The organism is Daejeonella sp., from assembly GCF_030684675.1.
Taxonomy (GTDB): Bacteria; Bacteroidota; Bacteroidia; order Sphingobacteriales; family Sphingobacteriaceae; genus Daejeonella.
Map to the genome: position 1 here is coordinate 20,024 of NZ_JAUXXZ010000026.1, position 21,701 is coordinate 41,724.

Below are 21,701 nucleotides of genomic sequence, written 5' to 3' on the forward strand. Positions count from 1 at the left end.
ATGGAAATTTGAAATAGAACGCGATTTCATGCCGGATAACTCCGAAGGAAAGGGCTGAGCCAGCCTATAACACACAGGTATTGATTTACAAAATCAAACCATTGTGGGTCAAGAGCCATACCTGACCAATTAAAACCCTAATATTTAAAATTTTTCTTTTATCGGACTCAAGTTAAATCAGGGATTATAGCATGGACAGAACATGGGGTATTCTCTTCCAGACTAATTATTCCAAATTAGTTTTTCTTTCAAAAGAAATATTCTTATATTTGCACCTCATTTAAAAAATATATTAATAATGTACGCAATAGTAAATATAGCCGGACAGCAATTTAAAGTTGTTAAAGACCAATATCTTTTTGTACACCGTTTACAGGGAGAAGAAGGCGCTAGTATTGAATTTGACAACGTATTATTAGCTGAAAACAATGGTAAATTCTCAATCGGTGCTGATGCATTGAAGGGAGCCAAAGTAAGTGCTAAAATACTGTCTCATTTAAAGGGTGAAAAAGTAATCGTTTTCAAGAAGAAACGTCGTAAGGGTTACAAGAAGAAAAACGGACACCGTCAGATGTTCACTAAGATTGAGATTACAGGCATTTCTTTATAAGTAATAAGTAATAAGTTTTAACTTTTACTCTTAACTCAAAACGATTACAATTAGTTTAAGTTTAAAATCCTGAATTGTTTACAATTCATAAATTATAAAATAACATGGCACATAAAAAAGGAGCCGGTAGTTCCAGAAACGGTCGCGAATCACATAGCAAGCGTTTAGGTATTAAGATCTTCGGTGGTCAGGCAGCAATTGCAGGAAATATTATCGTGCGTCAGCGCGGTACTCAGCATCATCCAGACAGAAATGTTGGTATTGGTAAAGACCATACCCTTTTTGCACTGATTGATGGTACAGTAATTTTCAGAAAGAGATATGATAATAAATCATATGTTTCTATTCTTCCAAGAGAAGCTGCGGTAGTAGTTGAAGATGCTGCTCCAAAAGCAAAGAAAGCAGCAGCTCCTAAAGCAGCTGTAATCGATGAAGCAGTAGAAGTTGCAGCTAAACCAGCAGCAAAAAAGCCTGCAGCCAAAAAAGAACCAGTAGCTAAGAAAGCGCCTGCAAAGAAAGAAGCATCTGATGATGCTGCAGAAGCTTAATTTTAGAATAAAGAAATATTAATTTATGAAAGCCCTGATGAAAATCAGGGCTTTTTTAATGCTCTCTGATCAGTAATTGCTCCGCAAATCCTCTGAGGAGTTCTTTCCTTGAATTTTCCACAGTGATTTTATCCAGGGCATTTAGTGCTTTCCTGACGTAATTTTCCATTTCAGCTTCCGCAAGCTTGCGTACTCCCAGTGAATCATAGATAGAAGTGATGGCATTCACCTTATTTTTGGGTAAGACATCAGAATTGTTCAGCCATCTATCAAGTTCTGATGCGTTTTCTTCATTAGCTAGTTCCCTGGCTTTGATTAGCAGAAAGGTTTTTTTATCAGCGAGAATATCTCCTCCAACCTGTTTTCCGAATTTTTCAGGATCACCATATACATCGAGGATATCGTCCTGAAGCTGAAAGGCAAGCCCCAGATTTTCGCCAAATTCATATAATAAATCGGCCTGCTCTTTTTCAGCCCCTCCAATCAAAGCTCCGATCTGCATACTTCCTGCAAGTAATACCGCAGTTTTAAGCCTGATCATTTCAATATATTCTTTAAGGCTTACCTGATCCCTTTTCTCGAAATTCATATCAGCCTGCTGCCCCTGACAAACTCCCGATGCGGTATCAGAGAATATATCCAGAACTTTCCTTAGTATCGAATCATCTACCCGGATCATGAGTTTGTAGGCCTCTACAAACATTACATCACCCGATAAAATCGCTGCGCTTTCATTCCATTTTACATGGACTGTTGGGTTCCCTCTTCTGAGGGGAGCTTTATCCATAATATCATCATGCATCAGCGTGAAATTATGAAACAGCTCAATGCCTATCGCAGCATCCAATGCTTTTGAAACATTCCCTCTGAATAGTTCAGTTGAAACAAGAACCAGAACCGGCCTCATTCGTTTACCACCCAATTGCATCAGGTAGCTGATTGGCTTGTATAATTCTGCAGGTTTTGCGGTGTATTTGGTTTCGGCTATAGCCTTATTAATGATGTTTTGAAGCTGTTCTATCGAATGCATTTAATTTAAACTATGGCTTGAAGCAAAATTAGCAAAACTGATTAATTCAGACTCTGTTTAATTCCCCCGGTTATCTTAATTTTATTTTACTAAGGTGAAATCTATCTGACGCTTACCCAAATCTACTTTTTTGACCATGATGGTCACCTCATCTCCCAGTTGATACTTCTTTTTACGGCGCTGACCAATGATGCAGTAGTTCTTCTCGTCTAAAACGTAAAAATCATCGTTAAGATCGCGTAATCGAATCATACCCTCGCATTTATTGGCTATAATTTCAACATACATACCCCATTCAGTCAATCCGGAAATAATTCCACTGAATTCTTCCCCAATATTATTCTGAAGGTATTCTGCCTGCTTGTATTTTACTGAAGCACGTTCAGCATCGGCAGCTTTTTTCTCCATCTGGGAGGAGTGAATTGACATTTTTTCATATTCCTCTTCATTTACAGATTTTCCGTCCGCCAGATATAGTTCGAGTAAACGGTGAACCATCACATCAGGATATCTGCGGATAGGAGAGGTGAAATGGGTATAATAATCGAATGCCAGTCCGTAGTGACTATGTTTTTTAGTCGTATAAACAGCTTTAGCCATTGATCGGATTGCGAGCTGGGTCAATACATTCTGCTCTTTCTTTCCTTCCACATCAGCCATTAAGAAATTAAGTGAGCGGGCAGTTTCACGTCCCGAACTCATATCAATCTTATAGCCAAACTTTGATGCAAACTGTGAGAAACTCAATAAAGCATCCTCTTTGGGTGAATCATGTGAACGATAGACAAAAGTCAATTTCTGCTTTCCTTTGCCTTTTTTTGCAATAAATTCAGCTACTTTTTTGTTAGCCAGGAGCATGAAATCCTCAATCAGTTTATGGGCATCCTTACGCTCTTTGACATAAACCCCAAGTGGTTTACCCTGATCATCAAGACGAAATTTAATCTCTACACTTTCAAAGCTGATTGCGCCATGTTTAAACTTACGTTCTCTCAGTTTATAGGCAATCTCATTCAACTTTAAAAGCTCCTCGCTATGTTTACCGCTTTTATTTTCGAGTACTTCCTGCGCATCTTCATAACTGAAGCGGGTATCAGAATGGATAATTGTCCGTCCAAACCATTGTTCAACGACATTGGCATCATTATCGAGCTCAAATACGGCCGAGAAGCATAGTTTATCTTCATTAGGCCTTAGTGAGCATAAACCATTAGATAATCGCTCAGGAAGCATGGGAATCACTCTGTCGACCAGGTAAACAGATGTTCCCCTCTCAAAAGCTTCTTTATCAAGTGCTGATCCAGGTTTAACGTAATGCGAAACATCGGCAATATGTACACCTACTTCAATATTTCCATTTTTTAATTTTTGGAATGAAATGGCATCATCAAAATCTTTGGCATCCGCCGGATCAATAGTAAAGGTCAGTACCTGTCTAAAATCCTTCCGTTTGGCGATTTCTTCTTCGGTGATCTCTTCCTTTATTAATTCAGCCTGTTTTTCTACTTCATCAGGGAAAGCCAGAGGAAAACCATAATCAGCTAAAATGGCATTCATTTCAGCATTATTCTCACCCTGTTTACCAAGCACATGGGTAATCTCACCAATCGGGTTTTTGGCATCTTCAGGCCAGTCAACAATCTTTGCTATGGCTTTATAACCATCTTTAGCACCATTGAGTCTGTCTAAAGGAATAAAAATATCATGCAGCATCTTCCGGTCATCCGGTACAAAAAAGGCAAAGCGATCAGAAAGCTTGATAATTCCTGTAAAGTCCATTTTGGCCCTTTGCAGGATCTCGACAACTTCTCCGTCTTTTTTACGGCCCTTGTTCTTGGCATAGACATACACCTTAACAATATCACCGTGCAGGGCATTGCGCAGTTTACGTGGTGCTACGTAAATATCTTCCTCAAATTCATCATCACTGACAATATAGGCCGAACCGTCACTGGTCATATCGACTTTGCCGGTTACGAACGTTTTAAGCTGTTTTAATATGAATTTGCCTTTTTCAGGCTCCTGAAGAATTCCTTTTCTGGTTTCTTCCTTTAAAACCTCCAGTATTAAGACTCTGGTTTCATCATCATGGAGGTTAAGTTTTGATGCAACCTGTTTATAATTTAATGGCTTATTACCTGATTTTTCAAACACATCAGTAATGAGTTTGGTAAGGACCAGGTTAAAGTTATTTGATTTCTTTTTTGACATTTTTTACTAATTTCCCCTAAGGTAAGGCTTAAGCAGCTAATAATAAGCTTCTTTACCATTTGATAACATTCAAATGATCATTGAAATGCCTTCAGGGCTCCACAATAGTAATCTGATCTGAGGATAAGGCAGCTAAAGATTTAAATTTTAGCAGGATTTGTGCAGTAGTAATCACATCTTTTTCACAATATATCCTGATACGTTCAAGGTCATTATCTTCCCAATAAACCTTATGAACCATACTGCCGTCAATATCGTCTTTCGGACTTGGTATATTGAATACCGCAGCAAGCAGGTTCAGCGAGGTATAGTTTTTATAATCCCCGAATTTCCATAGATCCATCGTATCCAGATGCATGATCTCCCAGGGCTTTTTTCCATGAATATTCAATTGAACGGGTATTTGTAGTCCATTGATCAGCATCCTGCGGCATAAATAGGGAAAATCAAATTCCTTGCCATTGTGGGCACATAAAACAAGGGAATCCGACTGTTTGTTTAATAGATCAATAAATGACTGAATCACCTCCTTTTCTTCATCTCCATAGAAGGATTTTACCCGCAGGGAAAGTGTTTCTGTTTTTTTTGAGAAGATTCCAACCGAAATGCAAATGATTTTTCCAAATTCTGCCAGTATTCCTCCTCTGGAATAAAATTCAGCTGCTGTTTCGCCATCACGCCGTTGAAAACGGGTCTTTTGATCCCATAATGACTGATAATCTGCAGGTAATTCGTTAAAAGAAGGGTATTGGGGAACGGTTTCAACATCGAGTACTAAAACCTGTTGAAGATCAATGCTTTCTAACATATATGAATCTTTATCAGTATTAGAAAATTACACATTATAAACCTTTTATAAAAATAAGCTTAGAAAACGGCTAAGTTAATTCAGACAGGAGTTTATTGAATGCCTCTTTTAATTCTGAAAGTTCTTTCTCAAGGATTTCAACCCGGGCACTAAGCTGATCGGCAGATGCAGGGTTTATACCTGATTGATAATCACTAGTGTCTTCGACGCTGTCTCCAAGCAGGTGCACATAACGCACTTCTTTTTGTCCGGGGCGACGTTCAAGTGCTTTTACAAAACCTCTTTTAGAAAGATCCTGCAAGGTGCTCTGAACTTCTTCAATGCTTTCAAATTCATATAACCTTCCGGAGTTTGTATTCAGTTCGCCAGGTGTTTGGGGACCTCTGAGGAGGAGCAAACCGATTAAAGCAAGTTCTGCCGGAACCAGCGGGTAGACAATTCCAAGGTTATGTTTGTATTTAACTACCCGGCTGGAACCACCTGTTGCAGTGGATATTAAACTTTTTTTCTTTAATGAATTTAAGGTCTCAACAATGGTTTCTTCATCATACTGTACAATAGGAGATCTTGAAGTTTTTTGGTTACACGCAGACTGGAGACCGTTAATTGACATAGGGTAATAATCGGGAGTGGTTCTGCTTTTTTCAATGAGAGAACCCAGAACACGTTGTTCTTCTGCGTTGAGCTGGGCTAAGGTTTGATTCGAATCCATTCCCAAAGATAAGGTTCTATTTTATTTGCGGGATATGAGGTTTTGATTTAGGTAAATTGACTAACCAATCATGACCCCAGGCATGTTCACCAGCGGAATTCTGCTTAGATTGGTATCAATGATACTTTCAGGTACAAAGATGAATTTCTTGTCAAAAATCTGTCCGCCGATATAATAACTAAGCCAATATTCATTAGTTAGGCCGAGAACCTGTTCATCAATCAGCTCAATGGCCACATAATCCCGGGCAGCTACCATACCTATTGAATGACGTAAAACAGATGTTTTTACCTGTTTCCCATTTTTTTCACCATATCCCTTAGAACTTACAAGGACGGTTTCAATAGGCTCATCCTTGAGGTTCAGCAGATAAACCTTCCAGTTTTTAACTTCTGGCGTAGAGGATTCCAGAACGACAGCTATTGCTACGTTTTCGACTATGTTTTCAGGCAAATCTTTTTTCATGAGGTATATAACCTTATTTCCTATCCCTTCGCCTATTTTTTAACTAGCTTTTTGGTGCTTTTCTTAACTGCTACTTTCTTCACAACCTTCTTAGCTTTCGCTGCAAATGCATCGGGAACCTGTTCTTCGATTAGCTTTTTAACGGCCTCGAGAGAAAGTGAAGCCAGTTCTTCAGGACTGTATTTGTCGTTGTTGCTTTTGTTCTTTCCAAGCTTTAGCATTTGCTTGCCAAAACGAATGAAAGGTCCCCATCTTCCATTTTCAAGTGCTATTTTTTCAGATGGCCAGGCTTGTATAAATCGGTTGGACTCTTTTTCGACTTTATTACTGATTAATTCATTGATTTCTGTCTGACCTAACTGCTCAAAATTATAGCGCACTGGGACATTGATATAGAGGTTATTCCACTTTATAAATGGACCGAAACGACCTTTACCTTTAGTTACAGGCAGGTTTTCATATTGGGCAATAGGAGCTTCAGCGATATTTTTTTGATCGATAAGTTCAATAGCGCGATCCATATTCACTGAAAGTGGATCTTCACCCTTGGGTAAGGAGATGAAACTTTCACCCCATTTGATATAGGGTCCGAAACGACCTAATCCCACGCTAAGTTCCTTACCCTGGTAATCTTCCAGCTGGAAGGGGAGCTTAAAGAGATCAAGAGCCTCTGGTAAAGTGATGGTTTCGATCATTTGTCCGGCACGAAGGCTCGCATAACGTGGTTTTTCATCCTCCTCATTTTCCTGCGATTCACCAATCTGAACAAAAGGTCCATATCTTCCAATGCGCACAGATATTTTCTTCCCGCTTTCAGGGTCCTTACCAAGCTCCCTTTCGCCGCTGGCTCTATTCGCAGTTTGCAGGGTGTTTTCCACCTCAGTATGGAAAGGATTGTAAAAGGAGCGGAGCATTTCTGTCCAGTTTTTTAATCCTTGTGCAATTTCATCAAACTCTTTTTCAACTTTGGCTGTAAAGTTGAAATCAACAATGCCCTTGAAATGTTCTACCAGAAAATCATTTACTACAGCACCAATATCTGTGGGGAATAGTTTATTTTTTTCTGCTCCGGTATTTTCTGATTTTGTTGCTGAACTAATCTTCCCATCTTTCAGGCTAATTACCTGAAAATCACGCTTTTTACCTTCACGTTCTTCTTTGACAACATATCCCCGGTTCTGTATAGTGGAAATGGTAGGAGCATAAGTAGATGGCCGGCCAATACCCAATTCTTCGAGTTTCTTAACAAGACTGGCTTCAGTATAGCGTGCCGGTGGTCTTGAATAACGCTCAGTAGCGTTCATTTCACGTAAATTCAGTTTCTGACCTTTGCTTAAAGGGGGCAGAATCGAGTTTTCGTTTTCTTCATCGAGGTTGATTTCAACTTCTTCCTCATCTTTAGATTCAAAGTAAACCTTAAGGAATCCGTCAAATTTCATTACCTCCCCATTAGCCACAAATTCTTCAGGACGGGTTGAAATATTAATTCTGGCGGTAGTTTTTTCGAAGTTTGCATCCGACATTTGGGAAGCAATTGAACGCTTCCAGATCAGTTCGTACAAACGTTGTTCTGATGAATCACCGCTGATTCTATGCTGCTCGAAGTAGGTAGGTCTTATCGCTTCGTGAGCTTCCTGTGCACCTGCAGATTTAGTTTTAAATTTTCTTAAATTATGATATTTTTCTCCATATGCAGATCTGATCTCATCTGCAGCAGCATTCAGTGCAGTATCTGACAGGTTAACCGAGTCGGTACGCATATACGTGATTTTACCGCTTTCGTATAGTTTCTGAGCTACCGACATGGTTCTGGCAACTGAAAAACCTAATTTTCTGCTGGCTTCCTGTTGCAGAGTGGAGGTGGTAAAAGGTGGAGCCGGACTTCTTTTTGTGGGTCTGGTTTCCAGGCTATTTACGGTATAGACTGCATTAATACAATCCTTCAGAAAATTCTCAGCTTCAGGTGCTTTTTCAAAGCGCTCAGGCAATTCAGCCCTGAAAATTTCTTTTTGATTATCGGTAGAAAATACAGCTACAACACGAAATGCGGCAGTGGCGGTGAATTTGTTTACTTCACGTTCACGGTCCACGATTAATCGTACTGCAACTGATTGTACGCGTCCTGCAGAAAGGGAAGGTTTTACCTTTTTCCACAATACCGGTGATAGTTCAAAACCAACCAGACGGTCTAAAACTCTTCGTGCCTGCTGAGCATAAACTAAATTATAATCAATCTTTCGGGGTGTTTCAATTGCTTTGAGAATGGCTGTCTTAGTTATTTCATGGAAGACGATGCGCTTAGTTTTATCTTCTTTCAGACCCAAAGTCTCAAATAGATGCCATGAAATTGCTTCTCCCTCGCGGTCCTCATCCGATGCAAGCCATACCATTTCTGCATCCTTAGCCAATTTCTTTAATTCATTAACTACGGCTTTTTTATCTGAAGGAACTTCATAGCGCTGTTCAAAATTGTTGTTCACATTAATTGCATCATCGGTCTTGATCAGGTCGCGGATATGACCATAGCTTGATTTGACTAGAAAATCTTTTCCAAGATATCCTTCGATGGTTTTGGCTTTTGCCGGTGACTCAACAATAAGTAAATTTTTGGCCATTAAATTCTTTGATATTCTGCAAATAAAGGGATTATAAAAGGGAAAGACAAATAAGCGTCCAGCAGAATTGATTTTCCGGACTAAAAAAGGATAGAATTATCGAAAATTTTAAAAAGAATTGGATTCAATTAAGGATCAGGTCAGACCAGAAATCCACCACCAATCAAATCATTTCCTTCATAGAAAACTGCCGATTGACCCGGTGCAATTCCCGATACTGAATGATGGAAATTAATCCGGATCATTTCGCCTTCCTGCGTCAGGGTACTCATTGCACCCGAATCTTTATATCTGATCTTGCTTATAGCTTCGATTGGTTCCGGTATGCTGTCATATTTTACCAGATTGATATTTCTTACCAGAGCTTCAGATTTCTCGAGTTCATCGATCGTACCCAGCATGACTGTGTTGCTTTCGGGAAGTATGCGTGTTACAAACATAGGGTGGCCAAAGGCTACACCCAATCCTTTACGCTGTCCGATAGTATAATAAGGATAACCCAGGTGTTTTCCCGCGATGCTGCCATCGCTGAGCATAAAGTTTCCCGGACCGATACGCTCATCGAGATCCTGAACCTTATTTCTTAGAAAAGCACGGTAGTCATTATCTGGAACAAAGCAAATCTCATAACTTTCAGATTTATTGGCCAGTTCGAATTGTCCCATATCCTTAGCCATCTGTCTGATCTCTGATTTTGCAAAGCTTCCCAAAGGAAACTGTGTACGGGCTAAATTTTCCTGAGATACCCCCCAAAGCACATAAGACTGATCTTTATGTTCATCCTTTCCTTTAGAGATCACATACCTGCCATTATCCTGTAAACGGATATTGGCGTAATGTCCGGTAGCAATAAACTCACAATCCAGCTTATCAGCACGTTTTAAGAGGGCTTCCCATTTGATATGCGTATTACATAAAACACAGGGATTAGGGGTTCTGCCTGCAATATATTCATCAACAAAATTGTCGATCACAAAATCTCCAAACTCAGAACGGATATCCAGAATATAATGAGGAAAACCATAGGCAACTGCAAGGGCACGGGCATCATTGATACTATCCAGACTGCAGCAACCCGTTTCTTTTGATGAGCCCCCGGAAGAAGCATAATCCCAGGTTTTCATGGTCAGGCCGATTACTTCATAGCCCTGTTCATGCAGCATAACCGCAGCAACAGAACTATCCACTCCACCACTCATTGCAACCAGTACTCTTCCTTTTTTGCTCATTGAAATTTCAGGCCGTATACTGGCCTCTTGTAATTATTTGCAAAGATAAGGGTTTTGCCTATTCAGATGGTCAGATTGGGGTAAATTATGGATGAGATATGAAATATGAGATATGAGATGGATGTTGTTAGAGGTAACTGATATTTTCCAATGCCTGATGTGTGCCCTCTTGGGAAAACTGAAGGTTATTTATTATTCAGTTTTTTGATGAGATCAGTTTCTTCCTTACGATATGGTCTTCCATCCGGCCAGAAAATGTCGTGAAACCACAATTCAGGCTGAGCACCATCCTGAATGGGTTTATCCCAGGCATAAATTGTATTTGTTTTTCCGGCTACCAGCCCCCAATTAATTGCACCAATATTCTCCTTTTGCAACAGGGGCATCGTATTGGCGAAAGTACTGTTATTTGTCCTTGCCATATATTCAGTACAGATCAGGGGTCTGCCATGTGTTTTTAAAACTTGCAAAACTCGTTTATGCCATTCAGCTGCTTCATAGTCATGATAGGTTATGATGTCGGAATTCAGGACCTGAAATGCATTCAGTTTTTCAAAATCCCACCTCCAGAGTCCGACTGATAATGGCTGATCAGGATTAACTTGTCTTGCCCATTCAAAAACCTTTGTTAACAAGGGCAGGGAAGTTTCCAGTTTGCCCGAATTGCCTGGCTCATTGTATAAATCCCATAAAAGAATGCGCTTATCCTTAGCAAAATGACGCATTACATCCTTGACATAGGTTTCAAGTGCAGAAAAGTTCTCAGTCTCCCTGTAATTCGGATCACCCGGATCCTGAACCCAGCCTGAATTATGTATGCCCGGTTTAGGAGAGGGTTGTTTCCCAATGACTCCAATCTTATTCCAGCAATCGTCAAAAAACACGAAAATGGTTTTGATTTTATGTTTATCAGCAATACTGAGGTATTGATCGATCCTGCCTTTAAAGCCCACAGGATCTTGTTTATAGGCAAGACTGTGTAAATAAACGCGCATGGTATTAAAGCCGATTCCTTCAGCCCATCCCAATTCACGATCGATAGTTTGGGGATCAAAACTGGGAGCCTGCCACATCTCCAGCTGGTTAATCGCGGTGCTTGGAATAAAATTGGCACCGTTGATCCAAGGATTCTCTTTTTGCCAGCTATTAGCTTTTTCTATACTCCATTTACCTGCAATTTGTGCACTTGCATCAAAAATTACAGTTATAAATAATGCAGCTAAAATGATGTATTTGATCTTCATCTTTAATTATTGATTTTGCTTTCAATGAAATTGATCTGCCGCCTGATATTAATATTCAATACAGATTGGAAAATATGAATTTAATCCATTTGCTGGATAAATTATGGAATATGGTAAAATTATAATGCAGGATCTAATTTAGCCGACCGGGTATTTATATTTTGATAATCTTTTCTCTATATTTTTAAATAATTTCCTCGAGGCAATGTTCCTTAGATTGGAGCAAAGCAATTATTTCAGGAAGAATTAATCCCTGGACGATTTAGATAGTCATAAGGAAGAAATTCGGATAAACACTATGAAAAATATTCTAAAATTTTTTTATCTGCCCATTTTTCTGGCTTTTTGCCTGATAGTCGGTTCATCATTCAAAATTTCTGAATCTGACAGGATCAAATTTCCCTATAAAAAAGCTGGTTTGACCGAACGTCAGGCTGCTGCCCATTTATTGAATCGTTTTACATTCGGAGCCCGTCCCGGGGATATTGATGAGCTGGTTAACATTGGACTGGAGAAATGGTTTTCTCAACAATTGGCCGCCGGGCAGAAGGATGATGAGTTGAATAAAAGGCTTGCATCATATGATGCAATCAATCTTAGCAATACGGAAGTGGTTAAACTCTTTCCCAAGAATGCACAGATTTTACGTTTGGCGATAAAAGACGGTCTGATTAACAAGGATTCAGTTAATCTGTCTGACATGAAGAAGTACCATGCAACTTTAGTAGAATATATGCGTGATAAGGGTTATAGACCGCAAGCAGAACTTTTCAGGCAACTTGTTAATCAAAAGATCTTAAGAGCTGTATACAGTAATAATCAGCTTCAGGAAGTTTTAACAGATTTCTGGTTCAACCATTTTAACGTTTCGATCACCAAAAATATTTGTGCTGAATATATCCCGGCCTATGAACGGGATGTGATCAGACCCAATGCGAATGGCAGGTTTGAAGATTTGCTCATTGCCACAGCTAAATCTCCCGCTATGCTCTTCTTCCTGGATAATTTTAGCAGTTCGGGGACTAGTGAGAGTACTATAATGACTGTAAATGATAATGTCAGGAGTCAGGTTTTGGCAAAGGCAAGAATGCAAATGGCCGATACCAATTCTATGAGAGCTCAAGCTTTGAAAAAAGTACAGCAGAACAGAAAAAATCAAGGCTTGAATGAAAATTACGCACGCGAATTGATGGAGTTGCACACTATGGGAGTGGATGGAGGTTATACCCAGTCGGATGTAACTCAGGCCGCGCAGGTTCTTACCGGCTGGTCGGTTTACCCGATGGACAATGCTTATGGAAATCCATTGAGAAATATGATTGAAAAAGCAGGAGTAGAGAACTTGAAGAAAAGAGGCTTTGTAATAGAGGGAGATTTCCTTTTTGCTGCAAATCGGCATGACAGAGGCGAAAAAGTGGTTCTGGGTAAAGCTTTTCCTGCAAATGGTGGTTATGAAGAGGGTTTTGAACTTTTAAAAATGCTTGCTAATCATACTTCAACCGCGAAATTCATCTCCCGTAAACTAGCGGTACGATTTGTTAATGATAATCCATCTGAAACTTTGATTGAAAAGATGGCAGAAACGTTTAAGCAAAAGGATGGTGATATTTCAGCGATCCTGATGCGTATGGTATCTTCCACTGAATTCTGGTCGGCTGAGTCTATACGTGAGAAGACAAAATCTCCTTTTGAACTGGCTATAAGTGCTGTCAGAGGCTTGAATGCAGATGTCAATCAACCATTTCAGTTGAACAGCTGGATCAGTAGAATGGGTCAGAAAATGTATTTTTATCAGGCTCCGACCGGTTTTCCGGATAAAGGACAATACTGGATTAATACAGGTTCTTTGCTGAACAGGATGAATTTCGGTTTGGCACTTGCTGCTCAGCGGATTCCTGGTGTCATGTTGAACTTGCTTGCTTTGAATAAAAACAGAGAACCTGAAAGTTCTGAATCTGCTTTGCATCAGTATAGCGAATTAATTCTTCCTGAACGGGATCTCGAAAAAACGATCTCACGTTTAATTCCTATGTTAAATGATCCTGAGCTTATTAAAAAGGTTGAAAGGGCTGCATCACTCAATGTGGTGCAACAACCAAAGGCAATAATGGTAAATGAAGATGCCCGGCAGATGAGTGATGGAACAGAACCAAAAATAAGTAAAACCATTTCGGGAAATAGGTTAAACAGTCAGGGACAAACACAAAATGCCGATAATTTGATGCTTGCACAGGTAGTTGGGGTGATTTTGGGTTCTCCGGAGTTTCAAAGGAAGTGATATAAAATTACGAGATCATGATATCAAGAAAAGCATTTTTAAAAGCAGGAGGTCTCACACTTTTTGGGATTGGGATTGGCGGAATACCCGCTTTTATAGCTCAGGCAGCCAATCTTGTGCAGGAACCAGCACTTTTCAAGAGAAAGAAAATTCTGGTGAGCATATTTCAGCGTGGGGCTATGGATGGCTTGATGGCTGTTAGCCCTTTTAATGATCAATTTCTGAAAGCCGCGAGACCCGGTTTATTTATGCAGGCAGTTAAGAGCGGGAATATTCCTTCATTAATTGATCTTGATGGACGATTCGGTTTACATCCTGCAATGCAGGCATTTGAATCAGTGTTTCGCGAAAAACGTCTGGCAATCGTTCATGGAATGGGTTCACCCAATAATACGCGTTCACATTTTGATGCCCAGGATTATATGGAATCGGGAACACCTTTTAATAAAGGAACATCCAGTGGCTGGTTGAACAGGGCTGTTGGTCTGCTCGGACATGAAGCAACACCATTTCAGGCTGTAAGTCTGACTTCATCAATGCCTCGTTCATTTTATGGGGAAATGCCTGCTTTGGCAATCAGCAATCTGCAGGATTTTTCAATCCAACTACGGGGTAATCAAATGACCGCCAATCGTATTTCGAAAAGCTTTGAAGAGCTTTATGACCAAACTGCTTCAGGATTATTAAAAAACACAGGTAAAGAAAGTTTTGACGCAGTTAAAATGCTTCAGAAAACTGATGTAAGAAATTATAAACCTGCTAATGATGTGGTTTATCCAAGCAGTCCGCTTGGCAATTCTTTGAAACAGATCGCTCAACTGATAAAAATGGATGTGGGACTCGAAGTTGCATTTGCTGAGTCAGGAGGTTGGGATACCCATTTTAATCAGGGTGCAGCAAATGGGATATTTGCCAGGATTGTGACTGATCTGAGTCAGAGTATCATGGCTTTCTGGAAGGATCTGGAAGTTTATCAGGATGATCTGACTGTAATGACCATGACCGAATTTGGGAGAACGGTGAAGCAAAACGGTACTGGTGGTACTGACCATGGTCGTGCATCCTGTAATTTTATACTGGGGACTGATGTGAACGGAGGAATTGTACATGGAAAAGTGGATACCCTTGCACCAGAAAATCTGGAAGATGGAAGGGATCTGGCTGTTACTACTGATTTCAGGAGTATTTTCTCGGAGTTAGCTGAACGACATCTTCAGATCGCAGACAAGCAACTATTGTTTCCAGATTTTGAAGGCGGGAGCATAGGAGTAATGAAGTAATCATATCTAAAGATTTTCTTTCTTTAATTTCAGGTGTATAAAGTATCAGATCACATATTACATTATTATAAAGACTACACTATTTCCACTATAATGAGCAATTCATTTAATTAGAACAGTCGGATAATCGATTTAAATTCAAGTCAAGACTATTAATTAAAAGTTTAAAATTTTATCTAATTAGATTTTTTATTTCTTAATTGTAGATTTTTCGACTAATTAATCCTGCTAATTTTCCTAAATAAGCTTTTTCGGATACCCCTGTTTTGCATTTTATAAGACCTTAATTAACGGGGCACTCCCTTTGCTTTAGTAAGGTCGATGGAGATCTTTATAAAAAACATGGTTTGCACCCGCTGCAAAATGCTAGTAAAACTCGAGCTTGAAAAACTTGGAATTTATTGTCATGAAATTGAGCTGGGAAGGGTTAAAACAATTAACACTCCAAGCATTGAGCAACTCCATGATTTCAGGCTTGCATTAGAAAGTGCCGGACTTGAATTAATCGATAACAAAAAGATTATACTCGTAGAAAAAATTAAGCATACCATTATTGAATTGGTTTATAAGTTTGATGCTCCGCTTAGAACGAATTTTTCGGATTATTTAAGTAATAAGCTTGATTTTGATTACACCTATCTCGCAAATATATTTTCTGAAACCACCGGTTCCACCATTGAACAATTTATTATTAGAATCAGAATCGACCGTGTAAAAGAAATGATTTTGTACAATGAGTTAACCTTAACTCAAATTTCCTGGAAACTGCACTTCAGCAGTGTGGCGCATCTCTCGTCACAGTTCAAAAAAATAACCGGAATGACCCCCTCCCAATATAAAAATATTACTGTTATCAGTCCTATGCTGCGACAGAATGTGTGAATTATGTAATCTTTTTCCAGAATAGTATAAGATTCAGAATGGCTTTCTTAGGTAGGTTTGTTATGGTCCTATGGTCTGTTGAATTCATGCTGTGGGACTATAAAGAACCTATAAAAAATATATTATGAACAAAAAAATTACTGTTTTTAATAATAGCTCTCAAACGCGTAAAAGCAACGGCTATTATACAATCAGCAAATCCATAGCTTTTATGGCTTTACTCTTTGTGGCCTTTCTTGCAGGATGTAAGAAGGATGACTTTACAGGAGAGGTTGTTGGCCTTTGTCCGACTGTTACCACCGATCCGATTGATAAGTCTGTTAATGTGCCGCTTAATAAGGTAATAACAGCAACATTTAATACCGTAATGAAGGGATCTACCGTTAACAATTCAACATTTGTTATTAGGCAGGGAACAACCCAAATTTCAGGAAAAATAGCACCAACAGCTGATGCTGCTGTTTTTACATTTGATCCGGATGTGGATCTTTTACCATTTACAACCTATACCGGAACAATAAGTAAATCTGTTACAGATACATTACGTACTGCGATGGTTGCTGATTATGTATGGACATTTACTACAATTCCGGTTCTTTCTGTATCAGCAGATCCAATTGCTGGGGGAACAGTAACAGGAGGCGGAGCATTTGCTCAAAGTTCTGTGGTAACAGTAAATGCAGTCCCTGCTGCTGGATATACTTTCCTTAACTGGACTGAGTCTGATAATGGTCCGGCAGTTTCTACAAGTGCGAGTTACCAGTTCACTATGAATGGAAACCGAACACTTATCGCGAATTTTGAACCTATTCCAATCGGTAAATTTGCTGTGGTATTGTCAGCTAATCCAACTGCAGGCGGAACAACAATTGGAGCCGGTTCTTTTGATGCCGGTTCAAGTGTAACCGTATCAGCAAGAGTAAACGCAGGTTATACCTTCGTCGACTGGACAGAAAATGGTGTAAGGGTTTCTACAAGCTCGAACATTCAATTCACTTTAAATGCGAATAGAAACTTTGTTGCCAATTTCAGGGCAATACCGGCCTCACAATTTGCAGTTCTTTTAACATCGAGTCCTGCTGCAGGTGGAACAACAGATGGTGAAGGTGCATATGCAGCCGGGACATCAGTTACCATAACTTCAGTAGCAAATACAGGTTATACCTTTACAAACTGGACAGATCTGGCAAGTGGAGCGGTAGTTTCTGCAAGTCCGAACTATACGTTCGCTTTGACTGCTAACAGAACTTTGGTTGCAAATTTCTTATTAAATACCTACACGCTGACTGTTACTGCAGTAAATGGTACAGTTTCAAAAGCACCTGATCAGGCGACTTACAATCACGGAAGTAATGTGGTTCTAACAGCAACACCTGCTGCAGGCTATGTATTCTCCTCCTGGAGTGGTGATGCTACAGGTACAACGAATCCACTTACTGTAAACATGACCAGTAATAAAAATATCACAGCTAATTTCACTGCGATACCTGCTAATCAGTATACTCTTACAGTTAATGCAGTGAATGGTTCGGTTGCAAAAGTTGCCAATCAGCCAACTTATACCAGTGGAAGTACGGTGGTACTTACTGCTACACCTGCTGCAGGTTATACCTTCTCATCATGGAGCGGAGACGCTACAGGTTCGGTGAATCCTTTAACTGTGACCATGAATGCCAATAAGAATATCACTGCTAATTTCACACCACTTGCTGCAGTTGGACCTACAGCTGTAAATCTTGGAACAGCAGGTGATTTCGCTATCTTATCGAAAGCAGGGATCTCAACCACTGGTGTTACTGCCATTACAGGTGATATTGGCGTTAGTCCAATGGCTGCCACCGGGATGACAGGATTTGGTTTGATTATGCATTCCAGCGGACAGTATTCCACCACTCCAATTGTAAGTGGAAGAGCCTATGCTTCTGATTATGCAGCTCCAACTCCTTCTAAAATGTCAACGGCTGTAAGTGATATGGAAACTGCATTTACCACTGCAAATGGTTTAACAACTCCAGCGCCAATTGTTGGCCTATATGCCGGTGATATAAGCGGAAGAATTCTTCCTCCGGGACTTTACAAATGGAGTACGGGTGTATTAGTAACCAGTGCTGGTGTAACACTTACTGGTGGTCCAAATGATACATGGGTATTCCAGATTGCACAGAACCTGACCATTAATAATAATGCGAAAATTACATTATTAGGTGGAGCGCAAGCTAAAAACATCTTCTGGGTGGTATCAGGACAGGCAACCATCGGTTCAAACGCAAATGTTAGTGGAAATATCCTGAGTAAAACTCTTGTTTCAATGAATACTGGTTCAACAATTACAGGAAGGTTATTGGCACAAACTGCTGTGACATTGAACGCAAGTACAGTAATTAAGCCATAACAAATTCAATGAATCTTCCCCGGCCATGCCGGGGAGATTTTAAAAGGAATATTATTTACACAAAATATTAAAGAGAAATCTCATGTTAACAATAAATAAAATAATGCAGCGATGGGTCATCTTAGTTTTGATGATCATGTTTGCTCAAAGCAAGGCTGAGGCACAGACCTCACAGCCAACCTGGTGGTTTGGACTATCGGGAGCGGCCAATTTCAATTTTTATAGCGGAACAACCCAAAGATTGAATAATTCCTTATTTGTTCCGACAGCATTTCACAAGGGTGAAGGTATTAAGCCATTTGGATCATTCCTGATGGAATATCGCCCCGGACCATATTGGGGAGGAATGCTGAATATAGGCTATGATGGCCGTGGTGGACAGTTTAATGATGTGATCGCACCGTGTAACTGCCCGGCTACACTTGAAACCAATCTGAGTTATATAACTGTTGAACCCAGTATACGTCTTGGTTCGCCGATTTCAAATCTTTACTTTTTTGCAGGTCCGCGCGTAGCATTCAATTTAGGTAAAGACTTTTCATATACCCAGGAAAAGCAGCCGGATACGGATGGAGAATTAAGTGCAATGCGTAACACACTATTGTCTGGTCAGGTTGGTGTAGGTTATGAATTCCAGCTTTCTCCTGCAAGCAATGAAAATAAAGTAGTATTATCTCCTTTTGTTTCCTATCATCCTTATTTTGGACAGGATACCCGTACGATTGAAAGCTGGTCGGTTTCTACACTTAGAACTGGTGTTGCATTAAAGTTTGGAAAAGGTAAAGCCACTGCAGTTATACCTGAAGCACCTCAGGTTGTAGTGCCTGTACGCGATGTTACTTTTTCAGTTCGCGCGCCTAAATACGTACCGATAAAACGTCAGGTAAGTGAAACCCTTCCTTTGCGTAATTATGTATTTTTTGATGAAGGATCTTCCCAAATACCGAATCGTTATGTCATGCTGAGCAAAGACCAGGCAAGTTCATTCAGAGAAGTACAATTACAAAGTGTTCAAACTGAAAGTATGACCGGACGTTCTGCCAGACAGATGAATGTTTACCATAACATTTTGAATATTATCGGTGATCGCATGCGATCAAATCCCGGAAGCAGCATTTCTTTAAGTGGTGCTTCATTAAAAGGACCGAAAGAAGGTAAAGAATTTGCAGAAGCTATCAAATACTATCTTGTTGATAAATTTGGCATTGACGCGAACAGAATAACCACAGATGGTCGTACCAAACCTTTAATTCCTTCAGAACAACCGGGTGGTAAAAAAGAACTTACACTTCTTCGCGAGGGAGATCGTCGTGTAGATATTGTTAGTTCTTCACCAGAATTGATGCTTGAAGTTGGTGGTGGTATGATGAAGCCGGTTAATATAGATGCAGTTCAGGTCGATCCAATGGATAGCCATGTTGTATTTCAGGTAGGAGGAGCTAAAGAAATTCTGAAAACCTGGTCAATGGATATTTCAAATGATCAGGGTAACACACAACATCTGGGTCCTTTTACAAGAGATGTAGTGAGTGTACCGGGTAATAATATCCTTGGTGATCGTGCTGAAGGCAATTATAAAGTAGTGATGACTGGTGAGACCAAAAATGGTTTAACTGTCAGGAAAGAAAGCATGGTTCGTTTGGAGCGTCAAACCGAGACATTAGAAAAAGCATATCGCTTTAGTATTTTATTCGATTTCGATAAAGCAAAAACCATTGATTCTTATGAAAAATTCCTTGTCGAAACAGTTGTTCCCCTGATTCCAGATGGTTCAAGAGTGATTATTCATGGGCATACCGACATCATCGGATCTGATGAATATAACAATACATTGTCTGAAAGCAGAGCTATGCAAACTCAAAAAATAATTGAGCGTGCTTTGAACGCTGCAGGCAAGAGAAATGTACGTTATGAAACCATTGGTTATGGAGAAGATATCAATCAATCACCATTTGATAACAACACTCCTGAAGAGCGTTTCTATAACAGAACAGTAATTATCGATATTGTTCCTAATTAAAGTACAAAAATCTTTTTTTGTTTTCAAAGGACGGGAGAAATCCCGTCCTTTTTTGTTAATAAAAATAAAATCACCTCTTCTCCAAGATTCGCTTTCAATTGGGAGGATAATAAAAAACTAATTGATTGAACTAGAGCGTATTCCTGATTTCAGTTGTTCAATACTGATTTTATATCCATTTATCTATTTATCTTGAGGGATTTGATAATAAACGGAGCGTTTTGATTTAAACATGAAAGAGGCCGAAAATTTCACAGATTTTAAGCAGCAAATAGCACAAATTGCATCGGTAGAGCACCTGATACCCACAGTGGTGATTATTCATGATCTTCAGGGTAGGGTGATGTGGATGTCGAAGATGGGATTGGAACAGCTGGAAATCAGTATGGAAGAAATTTTGAACAGCTCAGCAGAAGATTATTATTCCCGGTATTTTAATGAATCAGATGCAAAAGATTATGTTCCGAAAATCTTAGGCTTACTTGAAAGAAATAACGATGATGAGATCATTACCTATTTTCAGCAGGTGAGATACCGTGAGCATTTGGATTGGACCTGGCATATGAGCAGCACGAGGATATTCTATCGTGATGAGCAAAGCAGACCATTGTATACCATTACGATGTCATTTCCGATAGATGCGATGCATCATATGGTCAACAAGGCAGGCAAACTTCTGGATGAAAATAATTTTCTCAGGCACAATTATAATCGTTTTTGCAGACTAAGTAAAAGAGAACGGGAAGTACTTAAGTATATGGCATTGGGAAAATCATCTGCCGAAACTGCTTCAGAGCTTTTTATCTCAATAGGAACAGTAGATACCCATCGTAAGAATATCAGAAAGAAGCTGGAAACAAAATCCTATTTTGAGTTAAGTCAGTATGCGCGTTCATTTGACCTGATTTGAGAACGATTGCTTATACCTGATCAAAATATGAGATTTGGTTATTAAGCCGTTTAGTTCCTATTATTTAAAGCCAAAAACTAGTTTTGCACGTAAATAAAGCAAACCGATATTAAAAATTATAAAAGATGGAAAATCATTATTACAAGGCCAGTGATCTTGGAAAATTTCGTAATATCGCTGAATACCAGAAAGAACTGGCCGATAAATTTTTTTCTTACTATGGTGAGGTATTTAAGGACAGCCATTTGACAGCAAAAGAAAAATCACTGATTGCATTAGCAGTTGCGCATGCTGTACAATGTCCATATTGCATTGATGCTTATAGTAGTGATGCCTTTGAAAAGGGCTATAGTGAGGCCCAGATGATGGAAGCCGTCCATGTGGCCTCTGCAATAAAAGGTGGTGCGGTTCTTGTTCATGGTGTACAGATGATGAACAAAGTCAAAGAAATTGGAATGTAATAGTGT

The 21,701-nt window shown here is 39.5% G+C and carries 17 protein-coding genes; 9 read left to right on the forward strand and 8 right to left on the reverse strand.

Annotated features, from left to right (window positions below; genetic code table 11):
- The first annotated feature begins 298 nt into the window (after positions 1 to 298).
- The gene (rplU, locus tag Q8M41_RS04790; protein WP_305364109.1) at positions 299 to 610 is read left to right on the forward strand and encodes a 50S ribosomal protein L21; all 312 of its coding nucleotides are present in this window, start codon (positions 299 to 301) and stop codon (positions 608 to 610) included.
- A 104-nt stretch (positions 611 to 714) separates the two neighbouring features.
- Positions 715 to 1,158, forward strand: coding sequence for a 50S ribosomal protein L27 (gene rpmA / locus Q8M41_RS04795; RefSeq protein WP_305364110.1), 444 nt, complete (start codon positions 715 to 717; stop codon positions 1,156 to 1,158).
- A 55-nt stretch (positions 1,159 to 1,213) separates the two neighbouring features.
- Here rpmA and Q8M41_RS04800 read toward each other — a convergent pair whose 3' ends face one another.
- The 8 genes from Q8M41_RS04800 to Q8M41_RS04835 form a co-directional block, all read right to left on the reverse strand.
- The gene (locus Q8M41_RS04800) at positions 1,214 to 2,188 is read right to left on the reverse strand and encodes a polyprenyl synthetase family protein (RefSeq protein WP_305364111.1); all 975 of its coding nucleotides are present in this window, start codon (positions 2,186 to 2,188) and stop codon (positions 1,214 to 1,216) included.
- An 81-nt stretch (positions 2,189 to 2,269) separates the two neighbouring features.
- The gene (gene rnr, locus Q8M41_RS04805; RefSeq protein ID WP_305364112.1) at positions 2,270 to 4,399 is read right to left on the reverse strand and encodes a ribonuclease R; all 2,130 of its coding nucleotides are present in this window, start codon (positions 4,397 to 4,399) and stop codon (positions 2,270 to 2,272) included.
- Between the two features lie 91 nt (positions 4,400 to 4,490).
- Complete coding sequence (locus tag Q8M41_RS04810; protein WP_305364113.1) at positions 4,491 to 5,207, reverse strand: 3'-5' exonuclease; 717 nt, start codon at positions 5,205 to 5,207, stop codon at positions 4,491 to 4,493.
- A 70-nt stretch (positions 5,208 to 5,277) separates the two neighbouring features.
- On the reverse strand, positions 5,278 to 5,919 hold the full coding sequence (locus tag Q8M41_RS04815) for a YceH family protein (protein WP_305364114.1): 642 nt from the start codon (positions 5,917 to 5,919) through the stop codon (positions 5,278 to 5,280).
- A gap of 60 nt (positions 5,920 to 5,979) precedes the next feature.
- Positions 5,980 to 6,384: a hypothetical protein gene (locus Q8M41_RS04820; RefSeq protein ID WP_305364115.1), complete on the reverse strand. Its 405-nt coding sequence runs from the start codon at positions 6,382 to 6,384 to the stop codon at positions 5,980 to 5,982.
- 32 nt (positions 6,385 to 6,416) lie between these two features.
- Positions 6,417 to 8,999 (reverse strand): type I DNA topoisomerase, encoded by a 2,583-nt coding sequence (topA, locus tag Q8M41_RS04825; RefSeq protein WP_305364116.1) that lies wholly within the window; start codon positions 8,997 to 8,999, stop codon positions 6,417 to 6,419.
- A 140-nt stretch (positions 9,000 to 9,139) separates the two neighbouring features.
- Complete coding sequence (gene mnmA / locus Q8M41_RS04830) at positions 9,140 to 10,228, reverse strand: tRNA 2-thiouridine(34) synthase MnmA (protein ID WP_305364117.1); 1,089 nt, start codon at positions 10,226 to 10,228, stop codon at positions 9,140 to 9,142.
- A 185-nt stretch (positions 10,229 to 10,413) separates the two neighbouring features.
- On the reverse strand, positions 10,414 to 11,472 hold the full coding sequence (locus Q8M41_RS04835) for a glycoside hydrolase family 2 TIM barrel-domain containing protein (RefSeq protein WP_305364118.1): 1,059 nt from the start codon (positions 11,470 to 11,472) through the stop codon (positions 10,414 to 10,416).
- A 298-nt stretch (positions 11,473 to 11,770) separates the two neighbouring features.
- Here Q8M41_RS04835 and Q8M41_RS04840 point away from each other — a divergent pair, with 298 nt between their 5' ends.
- The 7 genes from Q8M41_RS04840 (at position 11,771) to Q8M41_RS04870 (ending at position 21,695) form a co-directional block, all read left to right on the forward strand.
- Positions 11,771 to 13,750 carry a DUF1800 domain-containing protein gene (locus Q8M41_RS04840; RefSeq protein WP_305364119.1) on the forward strand — a complete coding sequence of 660 codons (1,980 nt, stop codon included), beginning with the start codon at positions 11,771 to 11,773 and terminating at the stop codon, positions 13,748 to 13,750.
- A 17-nt stretch (positions 13,751 to 13,767) separates the two neighbouring features.
- A complete protein-coding gene (locus Q8M41_RS04845; RefSeq protein ID WP_305364120.1) occupies positions 13,768 to 15,030 on the forward strand; it encodes a DUF1501 domain-containing protein in 1,263 nt (420 codons plus the stop codon).
- Positions 15,031 to 15,393: 363 nt separating this feature from the next.
- Complete coding sequence (locus Q8M41_RS04850; RefSeq protein ID WP_305364121.1) at positions 15,394 to 15,912, forward strand: AraC family transcriptional regulator; 519 nt, start codon at positions 15,394 to 15,396, stop codon at positions 15,910 to 15,912.
- A 124-nt stretch (positions 15,913 to 16,036) separates the two neighbouring features.
- Positions 16,037 to 18,304, forward strand: coding sequence for an ice-binding family protein (locus Q8M41_RS04855; RefSeq protein WP_305364122.1), 2,268 nt, complete (start codon positions 16,037 to 16,039; stop codon positions 18,302 to 18,304).
- Positions 18,305 to 18,386: 82 nt separating this feature from the next.
- Complete coding sequence (locus Q8M41_RS04860) at positions 18,387 to 20,324, forward strand: OmpA family protein (RefSeq protein WP_305364123.1); 1,938 nt, start codon at positions 18,387 to 18,389, stop codon at positions 20,322 to 20,324.
- A gap of 232 nt (positions 20,325 to 20,556) precedes the next feature.
- Positions 20,557 to 21,234 (forward strand): helix-turn-helix transcriptional regulator, encoded by a 678-nt coding sequence (locus tag Q8M41_RS04865; protein WP_305364124.1) that lies wholly within the window; start codon positions 20,557 to 20,559, stop codon positions 21,232 to 21,234.
- Positions 21,235 to 21,359: 125 nt separating this feature from the next.
- Positions 21,360 to 21,695 carry an arsenosugar biosynthesis-associated peroxidase-like protein gene (locus Q8M41_RS04870; RefSeq protein ID WP_305364125.1) on the forward strand — a complete coding sequence of 112 codons (336 nt, stop codon included), beginning with the start codon at positions 21,360 to 21,362 and terminating at the stop codon, positions 21,693 to 21,695.
- Positions 21,696 to 21,701 lie beyond the last annotated feature (6 nt).